23 protein-coding genes are annotated in these 23360 nt (G+C 38.4%); 1 reads left to right on the top strand and 22 read right to left on the bottom strand.

Annotated elements, in window-relative coordinates:
* The first annotated feature begins 12 nt into the window (after window positions 1-12).
* The gene (locus tag T375_RS03975; protein WP_081821965.1) at window positions 13-513 is read left to right on the top strand and encodes a TspO/MBR family protein; all 501 of its coding nucleotides are present in this window, start codon (window positions 13-15) and stop codon (window positions 511-513) included.
* A 35-nt stretch (window positions 514-548) separates the two neighbouring features.
* Here T375_RS03975 and T375_RS03970 read toward each other — a convergent pair whose 3' ends face one another.
* The 22 genes from T375_RS03970 to T375_RS03860 form a co-directional block, all read right to left on the bottom strand.
* A complete protein-coding gene (locus tag T375_RS03970) occupies window positions 549-1874 on the bottom strand; it encodes a sensor histidine kinase (protein ID WP_044935324.1) in 1326 nt (441 codons plus the stop codon).
* Window positions 1875-1886: 12 nt separating this feature from the next.
* Entirely contained in the window at window positions 1887-2555 is a 669-nt protein-coding gene (locus T375_RS03965) for a response regulator transcription factor (protein ID WP_044935322.1), read from the bottom strand.
* Between the two features lie 59 nt (window positions 2556-2614).
* Window positions 2615-3631, bottom strand: a complete 1017-nt coding sequence (locus tag T375_RS03960; RefSeq protein ID WP_049960280.1) for a Na/Pi cotransporter family protein — start codon at window positions 3629-3631, stop codon at window positions 2615-2617.
* 200 nt (window positions 3632-3831) lie between these two features.
* Window positions 3832-4395: a PIN domain-containing protein gene (locus tag T375_RS03955; RefSeq protein ID WP_044935320.1), complete on the bottom strand. Its 564-nt coding sequence runs from the start codon at window positions 4393-4395 to the stop codon at window positions 3832-3834.
* Window positions 4388-5143 carry an ImmA/IrrE family metallo-endopeptidase gene (locus T375_RS03950; RefSeq protein WP_044935317.1) on the bottom strand — a complete coding sequence of 252 codons (756 nt, stop codon included), beginning with the start codon at window positions 5141-5143 and terminating at the stop codon, window positions 4388-4390. The genes T375_RS03955 and T375_RS03950 overlap by 8 nt, the downstream gene beginning before the upstream one ends.
* 2 nt (window positions 5144-5145) lie before the next feature.
* Window positions 5146-5478: a helix-turn-helix domain-containing protein gene (locus tag T375_RS03945; RefSeq protein ID WP_044935314.1), complete on the bottom strand. Its 333-nt coding sequence runs from the start codon at window positions 5476-5478 to the stop codon at window positions 5146-5148.
* A gap of 244 nt (window positions 5479-5722) precedes the next feature.
* Window positions 5723-6901 carry a YecA family protein gene (locus T375_RS03940; RefSeq protein ID WP_044935311.1) on the bottom strand — a complete coding sequence of 393 codons (1179 nt, stop codon included), beginning with the start codon at window positions 6899-6901 and terminating at the stop codon, window positions 5723-5725.
* 30 nt (window positions 6902-6931) lie between these two features.
* Window positions 6932-7330, bottom strand: a complete 399-nt coding sequence (locus T375_RS03935) for a hypothetical protein (RefSeq protein ID WP_044935308.1) — start codon at window positions 7328-7330, stop codon at window positions 6932-6934.
* A 12-nt stretch (window positions 7331-7342) separates the two neighbouring features.
* Window positions 7343-7975: a flavin reductase gene (locus T375_RS03930; RefSeq protein WP_044936126.1), complete on the bottom strand. Its 633-nt coding sequence runs from the start codon at window positions 7973-7975 to the stop codon at window positions 7343-7345.
* Between the two features lie 538 nt (window positions 7976-8513).
* Window positions 8514-10517, bottom strand: coding sequence for an SGNH/GDSL hydrolase family protein (locus T375_RS03920; protein WP_044935302.1), 2004 nt, complete (start codon window positions 10515-10517; stop codon window positions 8514-8516).
* A gap of 13 nt (window positions 10518-10530) precedes the next feature.
* Window positions 10531-11988: an MBOAT family O-acyltransferase gene (locus T375_RS03915; protein WP_044935299.1), complete on the bottom strand. Its 1458-nt coding sequence runs from the start codon at window positions 11986-11988 to the stop codon at window positions 10531-10533.
* Between the two features lie 162 nt (window positions 11989-12150).
* Window positions 12151-12774 carry a recombinase family protein gene (locus tag T375_RS03910; protein WP_044935296.1) on the bottom strand — a complete coding sequence of 208 codons (624 nt, stop codon included), beginning with the start codon at window positions 12772-12774 and terminating at the stop codon, window positions 12151-12153.
* Between the two features lie 410 nt (window positions 12775-13184).
* Window positions 13185-14159 carry a choloylglycine hydrolase gene (bsh, locus tag T375_RS03905; protein WP_044935293.1) on the bottom strand — a complete coding sequence of 325 codons (975 nt, stop codon included), beginning with the start codon at window positions 14157-14159 and terminating at the stop codon, window positions 13185-13187.
* Window positions 14160-14190: 31 nt separating this feature from the next.
* Complete coding sequence (locus T375_RS03900) at window positions 14191-14829, bottom strand: sugar transferase (protein ID WP_044935290.1); 639 nt, start codon at window positions 14827-14829, stop codon at window positions 14191-14193.
* Window positions 14830-14844: 15 nt separating this feature from the next.
* Window positions 14845-15462, bottom strand: coding sequence for an acetyltransferase (locus T375_RS03895; RefSeq protein ID WP_044935287.1), 618 nt, complete (start codon window positions 15460-15462; stop codon window positions 14845-14847).
* A 19-nt stretch (window positions 15463-15481) separates the two neighbouring features.
* Entirely contained in the window at window positions 15482-16564 is a 1083-nt protein-coding gene (locus tag T375_RS03890) for a glycosyltransferase family 4 protein (RefSeq protein WP_044935284.1), read from the bottom strand.
* Between the two features lie 5 nt (window positions 16565-16569).
* Window positions 16570-18027 (bottom strand): DUF6056 family protein, encoded by a 1458-nt coding sequence (locus T375_RS03885; protein ID WP_044935281.1) that lies wholly within the window; start codon window positions 18025-18027, stop codon window positions 16570-16572.
* A gap of 15 nt (window positions 18028-18042) precedes the next feature.
* Complete coding sequence (locus T375_RS03880; RefSeq protein WP_044935278.1) at window positions 18043-19083, bottom strand: acyltransferase family protein; 1041 nt, start codon at window positions 19081-19083, stop codon at window positions 18043-18045.
* A gap of 11 nt (window positions 19084-19094) precedes the next feature.
* Window positions 19095-20189 carry a DegT/DnrJ/EryC1/StrS family aminotransferase gene (locus T375_RS03875; protein ID WP_044935275.1) on the bottom strand — a complete coding sequence of 365 codons (1095 nt, stop codon included), beginning with the start codon at window positions 20187-20189 and terminating at the stop codon, window positions 19095-19097.
* A gap of 21 nt (window positions 20190-20210) precedes the next feature.
* The gene (locus T375_RS03870) at window positions 20211-20735 is read right to left on the bottom strand and encodes a GNAT family N-acetyltransferase (RefSeq protein ID WP_044935272.1); all 525 of its coding nucleotides are present in this window, start codon (window positions 20733-20735) and stop codon (window positions 20211-20213) included.
* A gap of 6 nt (window positions 20736-20741) precedes the next feature.
* Window positions 20742-22433 (bottom strand): glycosyltransferase family protein, encoded by a 1692-nt coding sequence (locus tag T375_RS03865; RefSeq protein WP_044935269.1) that lies wholly within the window; start codon window positions 22431-22433, stop codon window positions 20742-20744.
* Window positions 22433-23359, bottom strand: coding sequence for a glycosyltransferase family 2 protein (locus T375_RS03860; RefSeq protein ID WP_044935265.1), 927 nt, complete (start codon window positions 23357-23359; stop codon window positions 22433-22435). Before T375_RS03860 ends, T375_RS03865 begins: the two co-directional genes overlap by 1 nt.
* Between the last annotated feature and the right edge of the window lies 1 nt (window position 23360).

Raw genomic sequence — 23360 nt, 5'->3', positions numbered from 1 at the left:
TAGGAGGTTTTTATGAACGAGGAATTAACTTGCCCACAAAAAATATTAAGATTTGTTCCTATGGTCGCTTTGCCGCTGATTGTGGGAGGAATCAGTGCATTACTTACAGGAAATGCCATGGATTCGTATCAAGTGATGATACAGCCGCCACTGGCACCCCCTGCCTGGCTATTTCCAATAGCATGGACAATTCTATATATACTAATGGGCTTAGGTAGCTATTTTCTGTTGCTTGCACCTGCAGATACTACAGAAAAGAAAAGCGCCAAGTGTATAGCGATGATAGTTTACTTTATCCAGCTCTGCTTCAACTTTGTATGGTCGCTGATATTTTTCAACGCAGGCCAATATACACTAGCCTTCATTTGGCTGATGATTCTATGGGTGATGATTATCGTGATGATATTGAAGACTTCGAAAGTGTGCTGGAAAGCCACATTGATGTTTCTCCCTTATCTACTGTGGTGCACCTTCGCAGCCTATCTAAATCTGATGATTGCAATACTAAACTAATGAAAAGTGGGAGCCTTTTGGCTCCCACTACCTTTTTACATCAGCACCGTAACCTTGGTTCCTGCGCCCAGTTCACTTTCAATTTGGATTTTGGCATCATGGATTTCCACGATGTGCTTTACGATGGCAAGACCAAGGCCGGTGCCGCCTGAGGCTTTGGAGCGGCTCTTGTCGACGCGGTAGAATCGTTCGAAAACACGGTCTAGGTCGCCGGCAGGGATGCCGATGCCGTCATCTTCTACGATGAGTTTTTTGTAGCCGTATTCTTCCAACACTGAGACTGCCACATGTCCACCATCATTGCCGTAGCGGATGGAGTTTTGCACAAGGTTGTCGATTAACTCCCGGATAAGATCCGGGCGGCAGCGCACTAAGGTGGATGCGCCAGATAATGTGATATCAATATTTCGTTGGCTTGCAGCCATGGTTAATGAATCTAGCTCCTCTGAGGCCAGCTCATACAAATCCACAGTTTCGAATTGCTCATCATTATCGTCACTATCTAGCTCGGAAAGCTTGATGATATCCTCTATGAGAGCCAGCAAACGATTTGCATTCTTATCTATCTCGTCAGCAAAATGCTTTCTCTTTTCCGCAGGTGTATCATCTGAGCCTAGTAGCTGGGCGTAGCCAGAGATGGCAGTGAGTGGAGTCTTTAGCTCGTGGCTGACATTAGCCGAAAAATCCTGACGCACTTTCGCAGCCGCCAAGACTTCCTCGTGTTGCTTACGTATTTTGCTAATGAATGGATAAAGCTCCGGATATGGAGAATCCACAAAATCATCGTTGAGCTTTCCAGCCACATCCTCGATTGGCTTCATAAGCTGTCGGGTAAGGATGCGCGAAGCCAGCACACAGACAAATGATATAAGTAAAATGAGGCTGAGACAAACTGGTAAGCCGCTAGCAAATACCACCCACACTGCGTCCACTTCCTGAGCAATACGAAGGATTCGACCGTCGTTTAGGCGAAGGGCGTAGTAATAGTCCTTCAGCCCCATGGTGTCAGACTGTCTTTCTATTTCTCCGGAACCAGTCTCCATAGCGCTGACAATCTCCGGCCTGCTGGCATGATTATCCATCTGCTCCGCATTTACGGTATTATCAAAAAGAACTGTGCCATCAGTATCTATCAATGTCACTCTCAGATTTGCATCCATCAGCTTTGGATTGGCCTCCAAGGCGGCCACATCTGCGGTGTCAAAAAATTCTGTATCTTTAAAAATCTGTGCGGTGACCTGCATATCCTGGTGAACCTGCCGCTCGAACAAAGCGTAGTAGGCCAAGGTCACGCAGAGAGATGTGCAAAGCACTGTGGTGATAATCAGTGCTAAAAATCTAAGGTAAATCTTCTGTGCCATGATACCTCCCTATCAATCAATGACATATCCAACATTTCGTACTGTGCGAATCAGGCTGCCGCAGCTACCAAGCTTAGTCCTGAGGGTCTTGATGTGCATGTCCAGGGTGCGGGATTCCAGCTCGTAATCTATGCCCCAGATTTTGTCCATTATCTGAGTTCGTTTCAGAACGATGCCGCGGTTCAGCGCCAAATACTTCAGCAGCTCGTACTCTTTGTAGGTGAGCTCGATATTCTGGCCAGCCACTGTAACCTGGTGACGCTGGTCATTTATGGTAAGATCTTCGATGGTAATGATTTCCTGAGAAGCCTCCATGGTACGACGAAGCAGAGCCTTTACCCGGGATGTGAGCTCCATCACCGAAAATGGCTTTTTGATATAATCATCTGCCCCTGTTTCCAGGCCTCGAACCAGGTCGATTTCTCCTGTTTTGGCAGTGACCATAATCACTGGAATGGTGGCTGTGATTTCGCTGGAGCGAAGTTGCCTTACTATTTCAAACCCGTTTTCATCAGGAAGCATGATGTCCAGCAGGACCAGGTCGGGTAAATTGTGCTCCAAAATATCAAAAAAGTCTGCCCCATTGGCAAAGCTTTCTACATCGTAGCCAGCGTTTGTCAGAGCAAACTCCTCTATCTCTCTAATATTTTCATCATCTTCAACAATGTAAACAAGAGCCATAGTGACCTCCTTCATATGTACATAAACAATCAATCTATGTGATACTATAGTATGATTATCTAAATTTTATGTAAAGAGGAATAACCTGTGCTCACGCGATTATCTGGGACTGTGTATTCCGCCAGGCGCACCAGATGCTTCGAGAATGGATAAATTATCATGGTGCTTCCTACGTTAAAAACAGAATGAATAACTGCGATGGCCACCGGGCCAACAGCCGCCGATAGGAATTCAAAGTTAAAAATCATGTTTAATCCATAGAAAGCTAACGTAAATACGGTAACACCAACTACATTGAAGTATAGGTGAATCATAGATGCTCGTCTCGCATTTTTGCTGGCTCCAACTGAGGATAGCAACGCTGTGGAGCAAGTGCCGATATTCTGGCCCAGGATGATAGGAAGTGCTGCGCCAATGCTGACTGCTCCCGTCAATGACAGCGCCTGCAGGATTCCCACCGATGCTGATGAGCTTTGGATGATGGCAGTAAACACCATGCCAACCAGGATTCCAATGAATGGATTTGAAACTGCTACCAGCATATTTTCAAAATATGGGCTGTGTGCAAGTGGCTCCATAGAAGCGCTCATTGCGTCCATTCCAAATATCAACACCGAAAATCCAATTAGCAGATGTGAGATGTTGGTCTGCTTCGCATTTTCCTTTGCCTTCATGTAAAGCACCACGCCGATTATGGCAAGGATTGGTGCAAATGATGATGGCTTGAGCAGTTTGATAAACACCGCATCGCTTTGGATGCCCACCATGGATAACAGCCAGGATGTGATGGTGGTACCTATGTTTGCGCCCATGATTACACCAACCGCCTGACGCAGGCTCATTACGCCAGAATTTACCAGACTTACTACCATTACTGTGGTGGCCGATGATGACTGAATCACCGCTGTGACGCCAGCGCCCAGTAGCACCCCGTAGATTGTTTTGTTTGTAAGACGCTCCAGTATCTGAGCCATCTTCCCCGAAGCCAACGCCTGCAGGCCGTCTCCCATAAGCTTCATGCCGTACAGAAACAGAGCCAGCCCGCCCAGCAGCTTCAGAATCATAAAAATGTCCATTTCATGCCTCCTTAATACAAGAAATTTTCCAAATGTTTGCACTTGTATTATGGAGGGAAAATGTAAAGGGTGGGTAAAATTCGGATTTGTAGCATTGGATAAGATTTGTTATACTTTCCATGTGCTAAATGAAAGTGGCGTATATCAAATAAATCTTATCCGCCGCTGGATTCAGGAACTAAGTTTTACTTAGTTCCTTTTTATATATAAGGTTTTTCCTTATATCCTTTATTAGTAGACTTCATTTTCAGATAATCTGTAAAAGATTCCCCTGGCAGCTTTCGATTCTTAGCAAGCATCTTCGACCAAATAACATTTCCATCTTCTTCAGTAATCAATCCTTTATTCAGTGCTTCTACCAATATCATGCCGGTATCAATATGCTTCAAGTCATATTTATCAATATACGGCGATATATCCCGATAATTATTACTAGCTAAAACACCTTTATAGACTTTAGCAAGAGCTATTCCCGCCGCCTCTCCATTACCAATTGACTTACTTCCAGCGTTTCCCGAAACAAGTCCTTGATAAATATCATATTCCTCTGTACCTACTTCTATATCCTGAATCCTTGCACTGTTGTCTTCTAACAGACTTTCAGCTCTCCGCTTCAAATGTGGAATAGCTGGATTAGATAACTCATCATATACAGGACTTGGGAATATTATTCGTCCTCCATATAGTTCCTTTAAAATATTTGTATCGTTTATCCACAGAAATGCTGATAAACAATCCGTATCGAAGAAATATTCATTAGTCATTCAAGTTACCTTCCTCCTCTTCGAGATTGTACACAATATCAGCCCTGTAGCCATCCAATAATAACTCTTCTCTCTTGCCGTTTGATATTAGACCTTCGCTAAATAATTCTTCTATTTTGCGAATATATTCTCCTGTGGCAAAATATTCTCTATTCGATGGTGCTGGTTGGTATAGTTCCTTGCCATATCCCAGCAATGCCGCCTCTCTGGAAACAGCGATATCTTTAAAATTCTCTTCTTGCATTTCATCAATGAAGCCATTGCTTACTAATCTAAACAACATAGCCATATGGCTTACTTGGAAGAACTGCTCAGCTTCTATAACTTTTGCAAGTGTCCACTTTCCATTATTATTTGTTACGTATTGATACAATGCGTCATATGGCATCAACAAATAGCTTGCGAATTTATCAGCTTCCTTTTCAGATTCTGATTGGTTATCGCTCATATTTTTATTACATATTATTTGGCCAACTATATCTTCGTATAATACATGGTATAGTTCATGTGCAAGCGTAAATCTCTGTCTACCATATGATGTTTTTGAATTAATACAAATCACTATATCATTGTCCACTCGGGTACACATACCACTTATTCTATCTGATAATGGATATCTAAGAATAGTAATGTTTTTTTCCTTCCACCCATTAACTATTCCGAAAATATCAATAGGCGAATATCCATCTTCATTCCAACCCCTTCTAGTTTGCAATGCAAGTGAATTTAATTCCTGATCTGTCTTCATCGCTATTTCTCCAATAAATTATTCATAAATCTGATATTTCGTGCTATTTTATTAACTGCCGCTATACTTTCTAGATCCTCCGCTTGAATGCAATTTGCCCTAAAAGCAAATGTCACTGGGGTGTATTCCTCATCTCTTCCAAATAAGTACGCCTCTGTACAACAAAACAAACTACATATTTTTTCAATCAATGACACATTAAGAGCCCTAGTTCCATTTTCAAGTTTTGTAACCATACTTTGATCCACACCAAGATATTGAGCCATTTGCTCCTGAGTCAATTTACTATTCTTGCGCAATTCTTTTAGCCTATTGCTTTGAATATTGTCATCCATATCGAATCCTCCATTTCTTAATTCTATTATAGAGCGCCTTTGTCATAAATTCAATATATTCATTTTTGTTTTTTATGACAATTTCTCTATACATTTGTCGTACCTCCTTTTATTACAGCTTACTACGACACAATTTATTTTTCTCACCTCTGAGGTTTCTTTTTTCCGTATTTTTCATTATTATAAAAGCCATTTTTGCAGTTTTTACGCAAAAATGGCTTCTATATTTGTCACTATAAACTTTTTATCTCCCACAGCACTTCTTATACTTTTTCCCTGAACCACATGGACATGGATCATTAGGATACACTTTCTTGCCCAATTCCACAGGAATACCCATGGCAGATAATTGAGACTGAAGCTCCCCAAGTATAGATGCTGCTTTAGAACTTTCTGGAACAATAGTAGGCATTCCTGTGAAGTTATTAGAATGAAGCTCCACCGGTTTGTGGCCACGATTTTCGATGAGGCGAGTGTTGTTGTGGGCATCCATTAGAAGATTCATAAATTCCCGTAACTGGTCTTCCCCATCAAAAACTGCATCATGCTCATTTAAATCTTTTATTATCTCGGTAGGGCTGTCTCCATTGTAGCTATTCATCCATACATTAAGGCACCATGTTGTAGCTAGCTCACTTTCCATATGTAGTTTCTTCATAAAAAATGTGTGCAGCTTCTTATATGCCAGTGAACTAGATTCATAGCAATCGTGTGTTATTTCTTCTATTTGAGCAGCAGATGGAATATAGAAATCCTTGCCAACCTGGCTACGTAGCAGAGGATAGACTTCTCCACTTTCAAATATATCAAAATGTACTAGCAGCCCATACTCTGTATGTAGATACTTATCTATTCCAGCTTCATTAACCTGTAATTCAACTTCCGGAAAAACAGTGCAGCCTCGGATATCCAGTGGAATCTCTAAGATAATTCCGAGCATGTCCTTTATGCTATCTTTCACTTTGAGATGATATAGTTTGTAGATTACCTCCAGTGGGGCCACACCATAGTACTCTCTGAAGAATCGAAGGCACTTTATGAACCAGCCCCTTTTCTTTCGCTCTAAAAGAAAATCTTCATCTTCAACTTTGGCATATACTTCCTTGATTTCGTCGTAGATTACAAGATTGTCTGTCTCTTCTTCGAACTCTCCAAGGAAGTACATATACAGCTGAAAGCTGTCCATGATTCTATCAATCCCTGTATCCTGAGACGATTTGATTGCCTTTTTAAGCAATGCTAGCTCTGAATCTGTAAGACAAGCCAAGCGTGTTCGCATTATTTCTGGATTGCTCATCCCAGCAACCAGTTTATCAATCATCTCTGCCTTCTTGAGCCTAGAACTGAGTTTGATGTTGAAATTGTCTGCCAGCACTAACAAATCATCTTTGGTGTATTCGTTTAGACGTGATTCTAATTTCATTGGTTCTCCCTTTTTGTTAACTCTATATTCCTACATCTCTTCCTCAAAATCCTTCTCATAAAACAGATACTTACGGCAAGCCAAAAGAATCGCAATACAAACTATACGAATCAAAGTTTCCAATGGAGCTTCATGGCCAACCACCAGTCCCCTGGCGATGGCAAATATCAAGACTTCAACGATAGTATTCATAGAATGCTTTATAAGCATCCTGATAAACTCGATAACAATCACTGCATTAAATGCTGTGACTAAAATATCTTCGATATATTCATCAAATGCCAGCTCAGTCAGGGATACCACATGTATTCCCAATTGGATGCAACTGTATGCAACACCCACTAACAATATGGCTGCCACTATCTTTTCTAGGAAGCTTGGCATTTTTAGGATGAAATCATGTGCTTTTTCTATGATAGATTTTTTCATGTTGATTCCTTTTTACCTTTGCTCTATTTTCTCAAAGTCTGCCTTAGGGTGTTTGCAGATAGGACAGATAAAATCGTCTGGTAGTTCCTCTCCAACCCACTCATATCCACAAATCCGGCAACGCCAGATTGTCTCTCCCTTTGGAGTGGTTCCAACTGCCTCTGGCTTTGGTTTAATGTTGCTTTGATAATATTCATATGTTGCAGAGGCTGCATTCGAAAGAACTTCCATGGCTACTGGCTCGCATATAAAAAGAGTATGAGAGCCCAGGTCTACAGTCTTTTCTACCTTCAATGAAAAGTACGCGTTGGTTCCTACTGTAATATATGGAATGCCATTTTCTGAGGTCTGGTAATTCGCGGTTAGATAAGCAGCAAACTTATCTACATCTCTACCGGATTGGAAGCCGAAATGCTTGAATAAATCAAAGGTAGCATCCTGGCTAATGACAGAGATATTGCACTGTCCAGTGGCTTTCACCATATCGTGAGTATAGTTTGCCTTGTTGATAGCTACTGAAATACGGTTTGGCTCTGATGCAACTTGAATAGCTGTGTTGACAATACAGCCATTGATTTTGTCGCCTTGTACTGCCGTACACACAAACAACCCATAAGATAATTTGTACATTGCCTTTGTGTTCATTTCACCCATATGCTACCTCCTTTTAAATTGAAGAATATGTAATTAATATAGTTATCTAGTGTAAAGTTGATGTAACTAATACCATTCTGGTGCTACCCTATAAAAGTGGACACGATTCGATTTAATGGATACTATTAAATCATACACCAAATGGAGATATTCGTATATCCACACGTCAAACTCTCTGTCATTGTGCTTTGGGTTGTAAGCTCCATGTGATTCTAATCTGCCACTATGGCATGATGCTCTCATAAAAATAATTCTCCTTTGCTCTAAAAAAATTTGTTAACTGTTTCAGTTTTTTCAAAAACTTTGTCCGCGGAAGTGCCGTTTTCAAAGCCATAAAACTGGCGTGGTGACAAAAAATACCCAGTACGGTGTGTCGCAAGCAACTCACCTACCTGGGCGGGATTTCCCCCTCGACCCGACAAAGGAGCTCCGCTCCCTTGACCCACGGTTGCGAAAATGTGTGCACTCATTTTCACAAGCAAAGAGAAAGACAGTGAATTGCTCCACTGTCTTTCAAAAAACAAAAATCTTATTCAAAACAAATATAATTCGGTAGATCTATCGGCTTCATTTCTCCGTCAAAATTAAAGGCCTCAATTATGCTAGTATAATAAAGTTTATGTCCCCACTCTGTAGGATTATGAATAAAGTCTGCCATAACATCTCTGCTTATTGGCTTGATATTTCCGACTCGGCAAAAAATGTAATGCACATCTGCAAAGTAAATATTTTTACTGTTAGCAATATCTTTTAAGGCTGCATTATATAGATTTGTAGCATCAACATTTTCTACATCCCACGTCATATTCTGTTGTGGAAATCCAACCAATATAACATCAATGCCATTTTCTTTGAAAACATCAACTGCATTTTCAATATCACTTTTATAACTGTTGATTCTTTCTTCGGATGCTCCGTCTGCACCGCAATGATCGTTCATACCAAATTCAATCAATAGTACATCTGGGTGCATCTTTATGATATCCGACATTTTTTCTGTCAGTAAATCTCTACCCCTCCCATCTATTGAGAAGTTTTCTGTGTTAACTTCTATGTTATAATGCTGTTCCAAGGATTCAGCTACATAATTCAAAAATATACCTTGACCATTGGTATCAGCCCCAGCACCGATAGAATCTCCACAAAGGGCAATACTAATGCTCTCTCCATTAAGCACCTTGTTCTTAACGTCATCACTTAAATAAGCACTATTATTGTCAATGGTTTCCAATTCTTTTTCGCTAACACGATATTCATAGTCAACTCTAATTTGATATCCTTTATTACTCTGTGGATTATAGTTTTCGGGGTCACTGACCCATGTAAATTTGCCTGACACGTAATTCACATGGTGCTCACAATAGTTAGGAATTGTTGAAGTATCAGTTCGTCTTATTGTTCCCCTTTCATAATCAATAATATAATCCGTTCCTTCTTCATACTGCGTTACATTTCCAGAAGAATCTACTCCATAAACACTCTTTACTGTCTTAGGCTTATGAAGAAATCTCTTTGGTAATGAATCTACTAGCACAAATGTCTCTCCTTGCTCTGTTTTTACAGTATCCGACATTGTTTCAGACTCAACAGCTCCACACAACTTCAAGTCGTCAACCAGTATACTAGTTCTTATTTTTTCACCTTCGCTATTACAATGATTTACCGCATTTGACATTAAATCAATAGGAAACATATAAAGCCTTGGATCGCTTATATACGGTATTCCAATCTGTTCTTCTTCCAGCTCCACCAGCTTAAGAAAATCATTAACATCACATGAAACACTCTCGTACAAAATTGGTGAAGAAACAAAGTAAATACTCGCGCCTCGGTCTTCTACGTATTTTTTCAAATCTTGCAAGTATTCTCTGCTAGTATCAGTTATACTTACATTTCCATTCGCATCAAGTACGGATATTTGACCGTAAACAGCTACATTATCAAAGTAATCTGACATAGCATAATATCTAGGCCATGTCATCTGTCCATTTTCTGGACTAAAAGCTTCTCTCGCATAATTACCAGAGGCGCCCCCATATGCATTCTTTTCAGCAGCATACTTAAAAATGTAACCCACAAAATCTTTCCAGTGATCAACCGGAATATGTTTATACATGTCTATGTTATCATCTATACCTGTCATAATGAGCTGTTGACCAAGTGTTTCAAAGTTATTAAACCAATTATACTCATAACCTAATAAGACAATATCGCCTTCATTTATATTCTCTTTAGCCAATTCACTGTGAAACAACTGCCCAAAACCAGCATGAAGTCCTAAGTTAGCAACTTTATAGCCTGTTTCATTTTCTAACAGTTCCTGATCAAGGCCAAATGATGATGAACTACCAGAAATCAAGATGATCTTTTTTTCGTCTGTATTCTCTAAAATCCTATATTTATCAACAATAACATTTTGATAAGAAGAACTGTATACTCCTTTCTTCTGTACAATTATTCCCCAAACTACTAATTCGAATAGTAAAACACTAATCAGAACTGTAGTTAAAAGATATTTTATATATTTCAACATGCTAACATCCCCCCTAGAACTGGAAATATAAGAATTGTGAATCAACAACAGCATCTGTATTACAAGCACCAAATATACTTATGCAAATTATTATTGAAATCATCAAACACTGACATACAAATGGCTGTGCTTTATATCTCTGATATGCTTCGCTTTCCTTTTGGCGAGCATTCTGTATAACACAAAAAATAAACGTAACTATAGCTGTAACAAAAGTTGTTGTCGCAGCACCAGCAATATTCAAGAGGTTTGGGTCAAATATGCTGACAAAGTCGAATAACAACACTCTTTTGCATATTCTTAACGCATCCATTACTCCAGCATGGAAGAACATCCACGTCATTGTTATTAATCCAAATACAACGAATCGCTTCAAAAGTATAATGCTTTCTACTTCCTCGGATATTTGCATTTTTTCATATATTTTCTTTTTGACAGGCTTTAACATCTGCCCTAATACAACCAACGCTCCATTAAATAAGCCCCAAATAACATAATGCCACTGTGAGCCATGCCATAATCCACTGATAAAGAAAACCACAAGTACATTGAAATACTTTCTCAATGTTCCTTTTCTATTTCCACCAAGAGGAATATAGACATTATCAATAAACCATTCATTCAAGCTCACATGCCATCTATTCCAAAATTCACCAGTGGTTTTGGATATATATGGATTATTAAAGTTTCTGCCCACATCAATGTTGAGTAATTTTGCAACACCACGAGCCATATCAGAATAAGCGTTAAAATCAGCATAAATATATAAAGAGAAACAACAAGCTCCAATCAGTATTTCCATAGACGAATGATTAAGATAATCGTCCAAACTGCGAGTGACTATGAGATTAAGATTATTTGCAACCAGAATCTTTTCAAATGCTCCCCATGCAAACAATAAAGTTCCCTTCTGAGCCTCTTCAAATTCAAAGTTCTTAGGTTCCCTTAGCTGTGGTAAAAGGGTTCTCGCCTTCTGTATTGGACCAGATAAAACTGTAGGAAAAAAAGCTGCATACGCAGCGTATCTAATCGGATTTTTTTCAGCGGATATCTTTCCACGATAAACATCTGACAAGTATGCACATGTCTGAAATACAATAAAAGACAGTCCAACAGGCAATATAACGTTCCATTCAGCATTTAACCTCAATCCACTATGAAGTTTTTCAGCTAGCATATTGAAGTTATTTATAATGAACGTGGTATACTTAAAAACTATTAAAACTACAATTTCTATGACAAACGAAATAATATATGCCAACTTGGAATGATTTTTCTCAATTATCAGCGCTCCAACGTACGATATAAGAGTCAATCCAACAAGCGTAATCAGCATTGTCGGGTGTCCTATTCCATAAAAAATATAGCTTCCAACGAAAATAGCTATATACCGAAATCTTGATGGCACAACATAATATACAGCGAAAAATACCATCAAGAATCCTAGAAACGTAAGTGATAAATAATTCATGCTCCCTCCAAAAGGTGTACCTTTTTGGATTTTTTATTTTTTTAGCACACCAGTTGCTATTATATCACAACTGCCTGTATTTATGCGCTTTTTCCCAATACTAAGGATTGCAAGAACAGCTTTTTTCCCTCCGTCTCAAAAGGTACACAATCTTGGATTTTTTCAGTCACCTAAATATGTGGAATTCTTGTACACCTTAGCTTTGTAGTAGAATGTGGATCTTGGCATATTGCACTCTCTGGCTGCTTCTGCAACAGATAGCTTCCCCGATTTCCATTTCTGATATACATCATGGAAGTTCTCCGGTAGCTGTTTGGGCGGTCTACCAAACTTATATCCCCTTGCTTTTGCAGCTGCAATACCTTCTGCCTGCCTCTGATGAATTGTTCTATACTCGCTCTCTGCAACATATGAAAGCAAGGCAAGCATCAGATCACTGATGAAAGTCCCCAGCAAATTCTTTTCTCTTCTTGTATCAAGGATTGGCATATCAATAACAACTACATCAGCACCTTTTTCCTTTGTGATAACTCTCCATTGATTACTAAGATCCCTGTAACTACGACCCAGCCTGTCAATTGACTTGATATAAAGGACTGAATTATTATCAAGCTTTCTGATCATTTTCTTGTATTGGGGTCGTTCAAAATTCTTACCTGAAAGCTTATCAAGGAAAATATTCTTCTCAGGAACTCCCATCTCCTTCAATGCTATAATCTGTCGGTCTTCGTTTTGTTCTCTTGTTGATATTCTGGCATAACCAAAAATCTTTTGTTTTTTATTCATTTTGCAATTTCCTCCTTTTTTGCAATAAAAAAGCAATCAAGATTTCTCTCGATTGCTCAACATTCCATATTTTAATAATAACAGTCCCAATTACCTTTTAAAATCTACACGAGGTGTACAATTTGTCTACATCTCTGCATTTCTATTCCCATTATAATAATGCCAGCTTTTAAAATCCCTGAAAATATACAGGGCGTGACATTTAGTGTCAAAAAGTGTCAATTGGTGACGTATTGTGATGTTGATCTACACTTGAATATAGACGTAGTCTTGGATTAATTACTTAGTCCAAGACTACGTCCGCACCCTCACTGGGTCAGTTTTAAGTGTAAATCAACATTTCATACTCCTCCTATTTTTAAAAACGAACGTAATTTAATACGTTCGTTTTACGTTCGCTTATAAATTCGTTAATTCTCCCACAACACATTCTCACCATGTCTCAGCGGATATGCACTCAGCTTTGTTCCATCCAAATCCGCTTTATGCATATCCACTGCAGTAATCTGGTGGTTTTCATAGGTATTGTAATAGTAGATTCCCTTATCCAAATTACAGCAGGATGTGTAGATGGTGATTTCATATGCATCATCACCTAGGTGTACGCATCCCCTCTGCTGGTCCACTGAACCAAGGATATGGAAGAATTGGCTTACACTTTCCAGCTCTGATTCGCCTGATACGGAATTCATTCGAGTGAAAGTCGCTTTCACAAAACGAGATGTAGATGATAAATCCCCAGGCAAGCCGATGGCTCCCATGCCTCGGCTATACTGTTGTAAGGATATGTTTTTAGCAAAAGTATTTTGTGCCGGCTCAGTAGAAAGAGCCATATATTTGTTTAACTCAAAGAGCTGAATATCGAAGGTTGGATTGTTAGTCATTACACCAACAGGATTATCGTAAATGCGAAGCCCCTCTTTAGTCTGCTCCACTACTATAGACTCTGTTTTATCAGATATCATCCAATGAAGTGGTGATAGCGGAAGCTGCTCGCTAAAGTTCTCATTAATGAGATTGATTCTTTCAAGTAATGTTCTGGCTTCATTCACAGAAGCACACTGCCCCAATATCCATGGAATAAACTCGAAGGGAGCAACGTTATCTTTGTCAGGATTCATTTCCTTGTAGTCTGCATTGCCAGGGAAATTCAGCCCTGCCATACCAACACCTTTTTCATTGATGGCGTCATAGAAAAGAGGATAGTCATCCACCACAAAAGCCATTCCTATTAGCGCATAATGGCTATCTAAATCATTCTGATGCCTAATAGGGAACCTGTAGTTCCTAGGCATGATGGTTACTGTCTCGTGATAAGAAAACTCCAAATCCAGGTTTCTACCAAAGTAATGATCTTTGCTATAGTATGTTGCTGCAGTACACATAATAACCTCCCCAAATATTGTTATTCTGTCTCTACCTAGGCTCCTTCCACTGGCTCACCACACCATCCGGTGTGCCCATAAACTCCTCCATGGTAGCAGATGTTTCAGAGCTGATGCCGTCGCGTTTCACAACTGCTTTTACTGTGTCTACGATGATTTGGCAATCCAGCGCAAATGAGATGTTGCGGGCGTACCAGACGTCCATGGCGAATTTGTCTTCCCAGCTGACTGAGTTGCGGCCGTGGGCCTGGGCGTAGCCGGTGAGGCCTGGGCGAACGTCGTGACGGTGAAGCTGTTCCTCGTTGTAACGAGGAAGATAGCGGACCAAAAGCGGACGTGGACCGATGATAGCCATATCACCTACTAGGATATTAAATAACTCTGGGAGTTCATCCAATGATGATGCACGGAGGAAACGACCGTATTTGTTTAGACGGACCTCATCTGGCAAAAGTTCCCCATTTGCATCACGGCGATTGTCCATGGTACGGAATTTCACCAACTTGAACACACGCTCATGAAGGCCAGGTCTGTCCTGTGTGAAGAACGGATTTCCCCCCATGAATATTGCGCCTAATATGATTAGTATTAAAAGTAAAGGGGACAGAACAACTATCCCCACTAATGCTAATATGAAATCTATTAATCTTTTAAATAACTTTGCGTACATGCAGCTTACCTCTGCTTATTTAATCTTTGCAGCTGGCACTCCCACATAGGTTCCAGCCTCTGTCAAATCCTTCACTACTACAGCTCCTGCGCCAATCATGCAATCATCGGCGACAGATATATTATTGCTCACTACAGCTCCGATTCCAAGCCAGCATCTTCCGCCCAGTGTTACAGTGCCTGCAGTATGAGCTCCCACTGATATATGTGAGAAATCTCCGATGGTATTGTCATGATCCACCGATGAGCATGTATTTATGATACAGCCATCGCCTATAGTTGTACCTGGATTGATTACTGCTCCGGCCATAACAACAGTACCAACACCAATAGCCACATCATATGCAACTACAGCCTGTGGATGAATCAGTGTGACTACATTGCATCCATCCTGCACCAGCGATTTTTGCATCCTTTGTCGAATACTAGCATTTCCTATTCCAACAAAGAAATCGTATCCAGCAGCCTTTAGTCCTGATGTTTCAGATGTCTTTCCGACAACAGAATACTCGCCCAATGTCTTGATGCTTTCATCGTCATCCAAAAAGACAATTTCATCATATCCATTTAACAACGCTATATCAGCTATAACTTTACCGTGGCCGCTGGCCCCGAGTATCGCAAGTTTTTTCATTAATTCAAAAACCTCCAAATTAAATATCCATAGCCTTTATTGTATCTTCTACAACCTTCTTTTTATCAAAGATTTCAACCATTCTCTCACGGCCCGCCAAGCCCATAGCTTTACGCTCATCTAAAGATAGTGCTAAGAACTTTTTCATACCTTCATATAAAGATACAGCATTCTGCTTCTCAATTAAAAATCCAGTGACTCCATCCTCCACAGATTCCATGCAGCCATGAATATTAGTAGTGATGACAGGACGGCCAGATGATGCCGATTCAAGATTAGTATTGGCCATACCCTCGTGCCATGATGGAAGTACGAAACAGTCACATGCTTCGATAAAAGGCTTAACGTCATTCTGGAAACCGTAATTCGTAAGCCAGCCCTCAGCCTGATACTGATTTAAGACATCAGTGTAGTCTTCCTCGCACCAACCTACCACATCAAGATGACAAGCTATTCCATCTTTCAAGAGCATCTGCATTGCTTGGAATAATTCGTCTACACCTTTTTCTTTCATAACACGTCCTACGAACAAAAACTTTACTTCGTCTGTGTGATTAGGATATGGAACTAGTGAATATAAATCTGTATTCACGCCTGCTCCATGAAGCACATGAGTCCTGTCCTCTGTGATGATATGATTTTCTATGAAGACTTGTCTGTTTCCTTCGTTTTCAAACAAAACTACTTTAGCCTTTTTCAATGCCTTTTTATAAAGACTAACCACAAAGCTCTTTAACAAACCATCTTTTTGAAATGCAGTTCCAAGGCCTGTAATATTCACTACATATGGAACTCCTGCCTGTTTACATGCAAGACCTCCGTAGATATTGGGCTTTATTGTGTATGTGATGACTAAGTCAGGTGATACTTCTTTTAACACCTTTTTATACAACTTGAATAAAGCCATATCCTTCAAAGGATTCATACCTCGACGCTCGAGCGGTGTATCGATAAACTTACATCCCATCTGGACCAAGTCTTCTACCTTTTCACCATATGGCAATGCAATGTGCACTTCATTGTTCTTTAGTAATTCTTTTATTAAATCACGACGAAACTGATACAGTCCTACGTCATTGTTTGCAATGATTAATATATTCATTCCTTCTACTCAACCCTCAACGAATTAAATCCATAATAATTACTCATATCCACATTAACCCAATCCGCTGGGTCCATATCGATATAGAAATTCTTGTAGTTTTCGATATCAGCTGGCATTTCTTGCAGAGATACTACAACATCACTGCCTTCCTCATAGGTGTCCAGCTTATCCAATATTTTGCTAACAGCACTGTGATAATCCTGGAATACTCCATCTTTAAGTTGCGACGCCACTTTGTAAGAAACATTATTCTCATAAGTGAAATTATCTAGCGCCATGCTTGTAAATATGATAACCACCATAAATGTGATTATGAGTTTTCTATTCTCTTCCGTCATCACATTATGCTTTATGAAATCAGATACCAACAATGACATTACTAACAGAACGAAGATGATTGCTACATCAAGAACAAACAACACTCTGTTTGGCATGTTATCGCCTTGGCCTAATGCAACAGGGAACACTGCTACAAACGGAAGAAGAATTGTCCCACATAACATAAGTGCAATATTTTTAACAGATAATCCTTTAGCTTCGTAGAATAATAAGCCGCATAAAATCATCAACATGAATACAGTCCAGATGCTTGTGTTACTGTTGAACCATTCTATTCGAGAAACATAGACCTTGATAGATGTAATTATTGCTGACAGTGGATGGATTCCTGAAGAGTCTGCGACATCATGTCTAACATAGTTTCCAGGTGCTGCCACATTCACTAATGCACCTATAACCCAGACAGCGAATATACAAATATGCCAAATATTAATCTTTTTAGCCTTAATTGCAAAATACACAACCAGTAACAGAAGTGCATAGCAACCGAAGCCAGAGATTATTAAAGAACCACCCATTCCCAGAAAGCCAAGTAACGAAATCAGTACCGCATATACGATATTAATTCTCACATTCTTCCTAATAAACAGGGCCACTCCTACCATTGTAATAATCAAAGGCATTGTATATACTGCCATACCAGTAAACCAATAGATACCCTCATAATATGAATTGTAGGCAGTGAAAACAAAGACAGATAGCAGTATAAACAACACTCTAGTCACCAATGCTTTCTGTCCAAATACTTCCTTAAGCACAGAATCGCAAAGAAAAATGAATGATCCAAATAGTGCAATCGAATTAATTACTGCAATATACTTTAATCCGTCCAATCCTCCATGCAAAATAGGAGATAATATTGCTATTATCCCCAATCCAGTGTATGTACCTTGCCATGAATTATAATAATACTTAATATAATTAAAACCTGTATAACCTCTTTTAAACATGCTTCCCGCACTAAAGTCATCGGCAATCATGACAGAATAAGCACTTGATATTACAGTTGGTGCAATCAAGACTATCAATATAAGAATTCCAACACCTGAAATAAGCGCGTTCCTTCTATTTTTTGAATCGCTCATGATATGCTTATATAATTCTCCAATTCTATTAATCATGTAACTATTTCCTTTTTATTGTCTTACTCCATAGCATTTTCTAGCAAATCCTATAACTGTCTTAACGATGTATTCAATAAGAATGCTTCCCATTATCATTATTGAAAAATAAACTATTCTAGCCACCCATAGATTTTCAAAACTCATGTTATCCATAATGAATGCTCTAAACATTTTATGATATAAGAAAATATAGAGAGTATGCCTTCCTAACACTGATACTTTTGTCCAAATCAAATTTAATGCATTCAAGTTTACAGCCATCAAAACTTGTTCTAACAAAAATACTACAACAAATATTAGAAATGCATATATTAACAAGCTTACACTAGGCGGATTTAAGCCTGCACCAAACTTAAATCTTTGATCTAATTGAAATCTGTCTATGCATATAAAATTTCTCCATAATATCAACAATACTATTCCAACGACCAATAGAAAAACCTTTGTTATTGACTTCAAGCCTGTTAGTGCATTCTTATACTTCTCAAAAAACATTCCCACAAATAATGCAATAATATATGTACCACCAAGCAATTTGCCTCCGCCGCCATAGATGTCTTTAATATTTGTATATAATGTTGTAACCGAAGCAAGATATACCAAACCGCACGCAGTAAGAACAGTAACAATCATCTGTTTCCAAGCATTGTCGCTGTAATTCAATAATCCAAACAAAATTGGACTCACTATAATAAGATGAATATAGAGCAAAACGTAATAATATGGAGCATCTGCACTAAATGTAAGCACCTGTTCCCAGTACATATTGAAATCAAACATTCTGTAATAGTATAAAAATACTATAAATGAAGCTATCAAATATGGATAAGTAATAGCCCATACTTTATTCCATATTTTCCTTGGTGTAACACAATTGCAGTATGATTTGTAAGTTGTAACGCCCATCAAGAAAATAAATAAAGTAACACTGTAATAGGAACTAAACGCAATATCCTGATTAAAATATAGAATATTATTTGTATGATCAATAATAACTCCAAATATTGCTATTATCTTAGCTATATCAATCCAACTTTCTCTTTTCGATGTCATGGCTTTCCTTCTTAGAATTTATTAATAGCCTCTATTACTCTATCCTGCTCCTCTTTTGTCATTCCATTGTAGAGAGGAATTGAAAGAACTGTCTTTGCGTAGTTCTCTGTGATTGGAAGTGAACCTTCTTTCACACCGAGATACTGATATGCTTCTGAAAGATGTGGTGGAATTGGATAATGAATGATTGTTCCTATCCCTTTATCATCTAAGTATTTAATAAGCTCATCTCTATAATCAGACTTGATTACAAACTGATGCCAAATATGAGTAGCGCCCTCACGAATCTCAGGTAGCTGAATTTTATCATTATGAAGTTCATTCAAATATCTCTCGCAGATTACGCGTTTTTCCTCGGCGAGCTCATCAAGATGAGACAAACGAACTCGTAGCAATCCAGCTTGCATTTCATCAAGACGTGAATTAGCTCCTACAACTTTGTTATAATAACGCTTCTCTGACCCATAGTTTCTAAATACTCTTGTGTCCTCTGCTATTTTGTCATCATTAGTGACAATAGCTCCCGCATCACCAAATGCACCAAGATTCTTTGAAGGATAGAATGAGAAACATCCTATATCTCCAAATGTACCTGTTGTTTGCCCATTAAACTTTGCCCCATGAGACTGAGCACAGTCTTCTACTAAGCGAAGATTATATTTTCTACATAAATCAACTACAGGCGCCATGTTAGAAGCCTGACCATATAAATGTACAACGAGTACAGCCTTTGTCTTATCTGTAATCTTTTCCTCAATTTTCGAAGCATCAATATTGTAATACTCATCTGGCTCAACAAATACTGGTGTTGCTCCATTCATTGTAATGCCCATAACACTGGCTATATATGTGTTACCTTGAACAATTACTTCATCACCTGCACCAATTCCTAGAATTCTAAATGCAATCCAAAGCGCATCTAAACCGCTCGCTAAACCAACGCAGTGCTTTGCTCCAACATAATTCGCAAACTCTTCTTCAAACTGCTTTACCTCGTTTCCAAGTACGTACCATCCAGAACGAAGTACCTCAATTGCCTTTGATTCAAACTCATCCTGATATTTAAAAAATCCTCTATCAAGCCTATTTGGCATTATCTTTTCCATATATCTCATTCCTTCCTTCAATTACATTTCAAATTCCTCAGCCAATATTCCATATAGACACCAATCTACATATTTGCCATCTTTGTATATGTGTTTGCGTAATTGACCTTCTTTTTTAAAGCCACATTTTTCATATAAATGAATGGCTCTTTCATTATCTGCCAGCACAGTTAAATATACCCTATGTAAACCATACTCATTAAATGCTTTGTCTAGCAATTCCTTAGATGCAGCTTTCGCTAATCCTTTTCCCCAGGACGCTCTTCTAAGACTAATTGCATATTCTGCAGATTTATTATTCAAACTTATATCCTTGAGACTTATTGTGCCCTGATATTCATCATTTGAATCTGCTATTGCAAAATGAACGCTAACGCCTTCTGTTAATTCTTCTGGTATTTTAGATGATTCACAAAAAGATGTCGCATTATCTATTGTCATATCCAACATCTTTTTTTGGAAGCCTTTTTGCACTTCCTCATCATGCATCCACTCCAACATAAGTGGAGCATCATCTACTTTTAATTCACGTAAAACTGTATTCATATATTCTTAATCCCTCTGATGATAAAAAATCATTTGTTCTTCTTTGGTAAGCTTTGTAGTTTCTTCGATATAGCTATTATATTCTTCTGTGTCATTATCTCTTTTGATTAAGTTTCTCGTAAATCCATTTGAAATCACTGCCACAAGAACCGATAATATCAAGAACGTACCAAGAACAACACCCTGTATTTTTGCTTCTTTGATTGCACTTATTTGGCATAGATTAGTACATCCAATTGCTGCTATTGGCATCAAAAATACATAGTACCATAGTGTATTTTGTGGGTTTGCTTCCCATATAGAATGAAATAAAAATCCGCCAATAAATACTATTGCAAACAATACAATATTCTCTGGCTTTTTAAATTCTATTACTAGCCCAATCATGGTGAGCATTAAAATCATAAACTGTAAATAATTTAATAGTTTACTTATATTATATACATGTGGCTCATATAATAGTCTATCACTACCAGCATGTGGTTGCTCATCATACCTATACATGAACTGATTAATCCAAAAACAATCAAAAGTAGGGTTGTTCCACTGTGACGCATTTTTGCCCGTAAAGAACTTAACAGCATGTTTCGGATCATGCTTAAAATCATTTACACGCTCTGACAAAAACTCATGGGCAATTTTCTTATGTTCATCATGATTAAACCCACTTTCTGCATATGTATTAGCGGCATATCCATTATACCAACCGTCATATCGTCTATCCGGCTGCTCAATAAGTCCTTCAGCAATCCAAGACTCCGAAGCCATTCCCTTGCCCGCATGCAAGCCACTTATTGAATAGGTTGTAATGTCAACTATCTTATTTGTGCTAACAAGTACTAAAATCAAGGCAAGAGCTATAAATACTTTTCGCAATTCGAATTTTTTGATTGTTATTAATAACCAATAAACAAATTCTGCAAAAACGAAAATAAAACTAGTTCCACGAATAAATATAGCCAAGCAGGCAGCTATGAGCGCCATTACTATATTCCTTGTCTTAGCATAATCCCTGTAATCGAGTAGATTTATAATCGATATTGCACACAACGAAGTGCTTATTATATTTCCATATACAAATGTAGTGTATAGGATAGGCGGAATGAATACGCAGCATAGGATTTGAAGCATTATTTTTGCTCGCACAGAATAATGCTGTTCGATATATCTGCACATAACAGCGTACATGGCAACCAACATTAATGTATTGACTAGTCTGTACGCTATAACTGCATGTATACCAAAAATCTTAATAAAGAAATATAACAGGATTATTATTCCTTGCTGCTGTGGATATCTATCAAAATATCCACCTTGTGCAAAAGTGCTTTCAAAGTCGCCACTAGCCCAGCTTTTAGCAATACCAAACACGGCTCCCTGATCACCAATTGGTCCACTTGGTAAAGTGAGGACTACAAGAAGTGCAATTACAATCATCACCGCATATAACACATATGATATTATTTTCGCGTATCTAATAAATCTATCCTTTAGAACTTTATCTACGATATTTAACAAAACAACTAAAAGTGCAAATGCAAACCAATTTATCACTATGCTGTCTTTTACCATAAAAGTCTTCTGTTCAATATCAAGAAAGCTCGTACTAAATCCTGCAAGTAATACGAGCCAGGCTACAATTCCTATCAGGATGATAATAACTGCTTTTTCTAACCAATCAGCAATTTTGACGTTCATTACTCTTTTTCATCCCCCTTTTCAACTATATAAGGAGGTCTATTTCTAGATGCATCAAATGTACGCCATACGTATTCACCAAGTATTCCCAATGAAATCATAACTATTCCAAAAGAAACCAGATTAAATATGAACAAAGTAGTCCATCCTTCAACTTCAATCATACCTGCAATCTTAGCAACTATTTCAAAGATTGCCCATATCAGTCCTATTACAAAGGATGCAAAACCTACAACTTCCACAAATCTTACAGGCATAGTTGAAAAACTGAACAATGTATCTGAAACAAGCTTAATTTTCTTTTTAAGAGTCCATCTGCTAGTTCCTATCTCTCTAGCCTTGCGTGTATAATAAACAATTCCTGTTTTGAATCCACTCCAAAGAATTTGACCAGTGATTGCACTGTTCTTCTCATCTAATGAATCTAAAACATTAATAACTTTTCTGTCCAATAAATAAATATCAAAGCCGTTCTTTGGCATGTTTGGAAGGGATGTCTTTCTAACCAGCCAATAATATAGATTTGCAAAACCTGTCTGTGCTTTACTTTCCTCACGAGCCTCACGACAAGCAAGTACAACATTGTTTCCTTGCTTCCAACTTTCTACCATATCTAGAATTAATTCTGTTGGTTCCTGAAGGTCTGCAGCCTTGATAATTGCACAATCTCCTGTAGACCTCGAAAGGCCACACAGGCATGCTGCGTGGCTTCCAAAATTTCTAGACAGACTATATATTTTAACATGACTATCCTTAGCGGCAATTTCCTGCATTACTTGCCAACTGTTATCACCTGAACCATCGTTAACCATCACAATTTCATAGTCATAGTCAATCTTATTAATAAACTTTTCTTTTAAATCTTCATAAAGAGGATGAAGATTCCCCTCATTATAGTACACGGGAATTACTAATGATACTTTCATT

This window comes from Pseudobutyrivibrio sp. LB2011 (assembly GCF_000701765.1).
Lineage (GTDB): Bacteria > Bacillota > Clostridia > Lachnospirales > Lachnospiraceae > Pseudobutyrivibrio > Pseudobutyrivibrio ruminis.
Note: the sequence above shows the minus strand (reverse complement) of the source record. Positions and strands in the feature narration are given on the sequence as shown.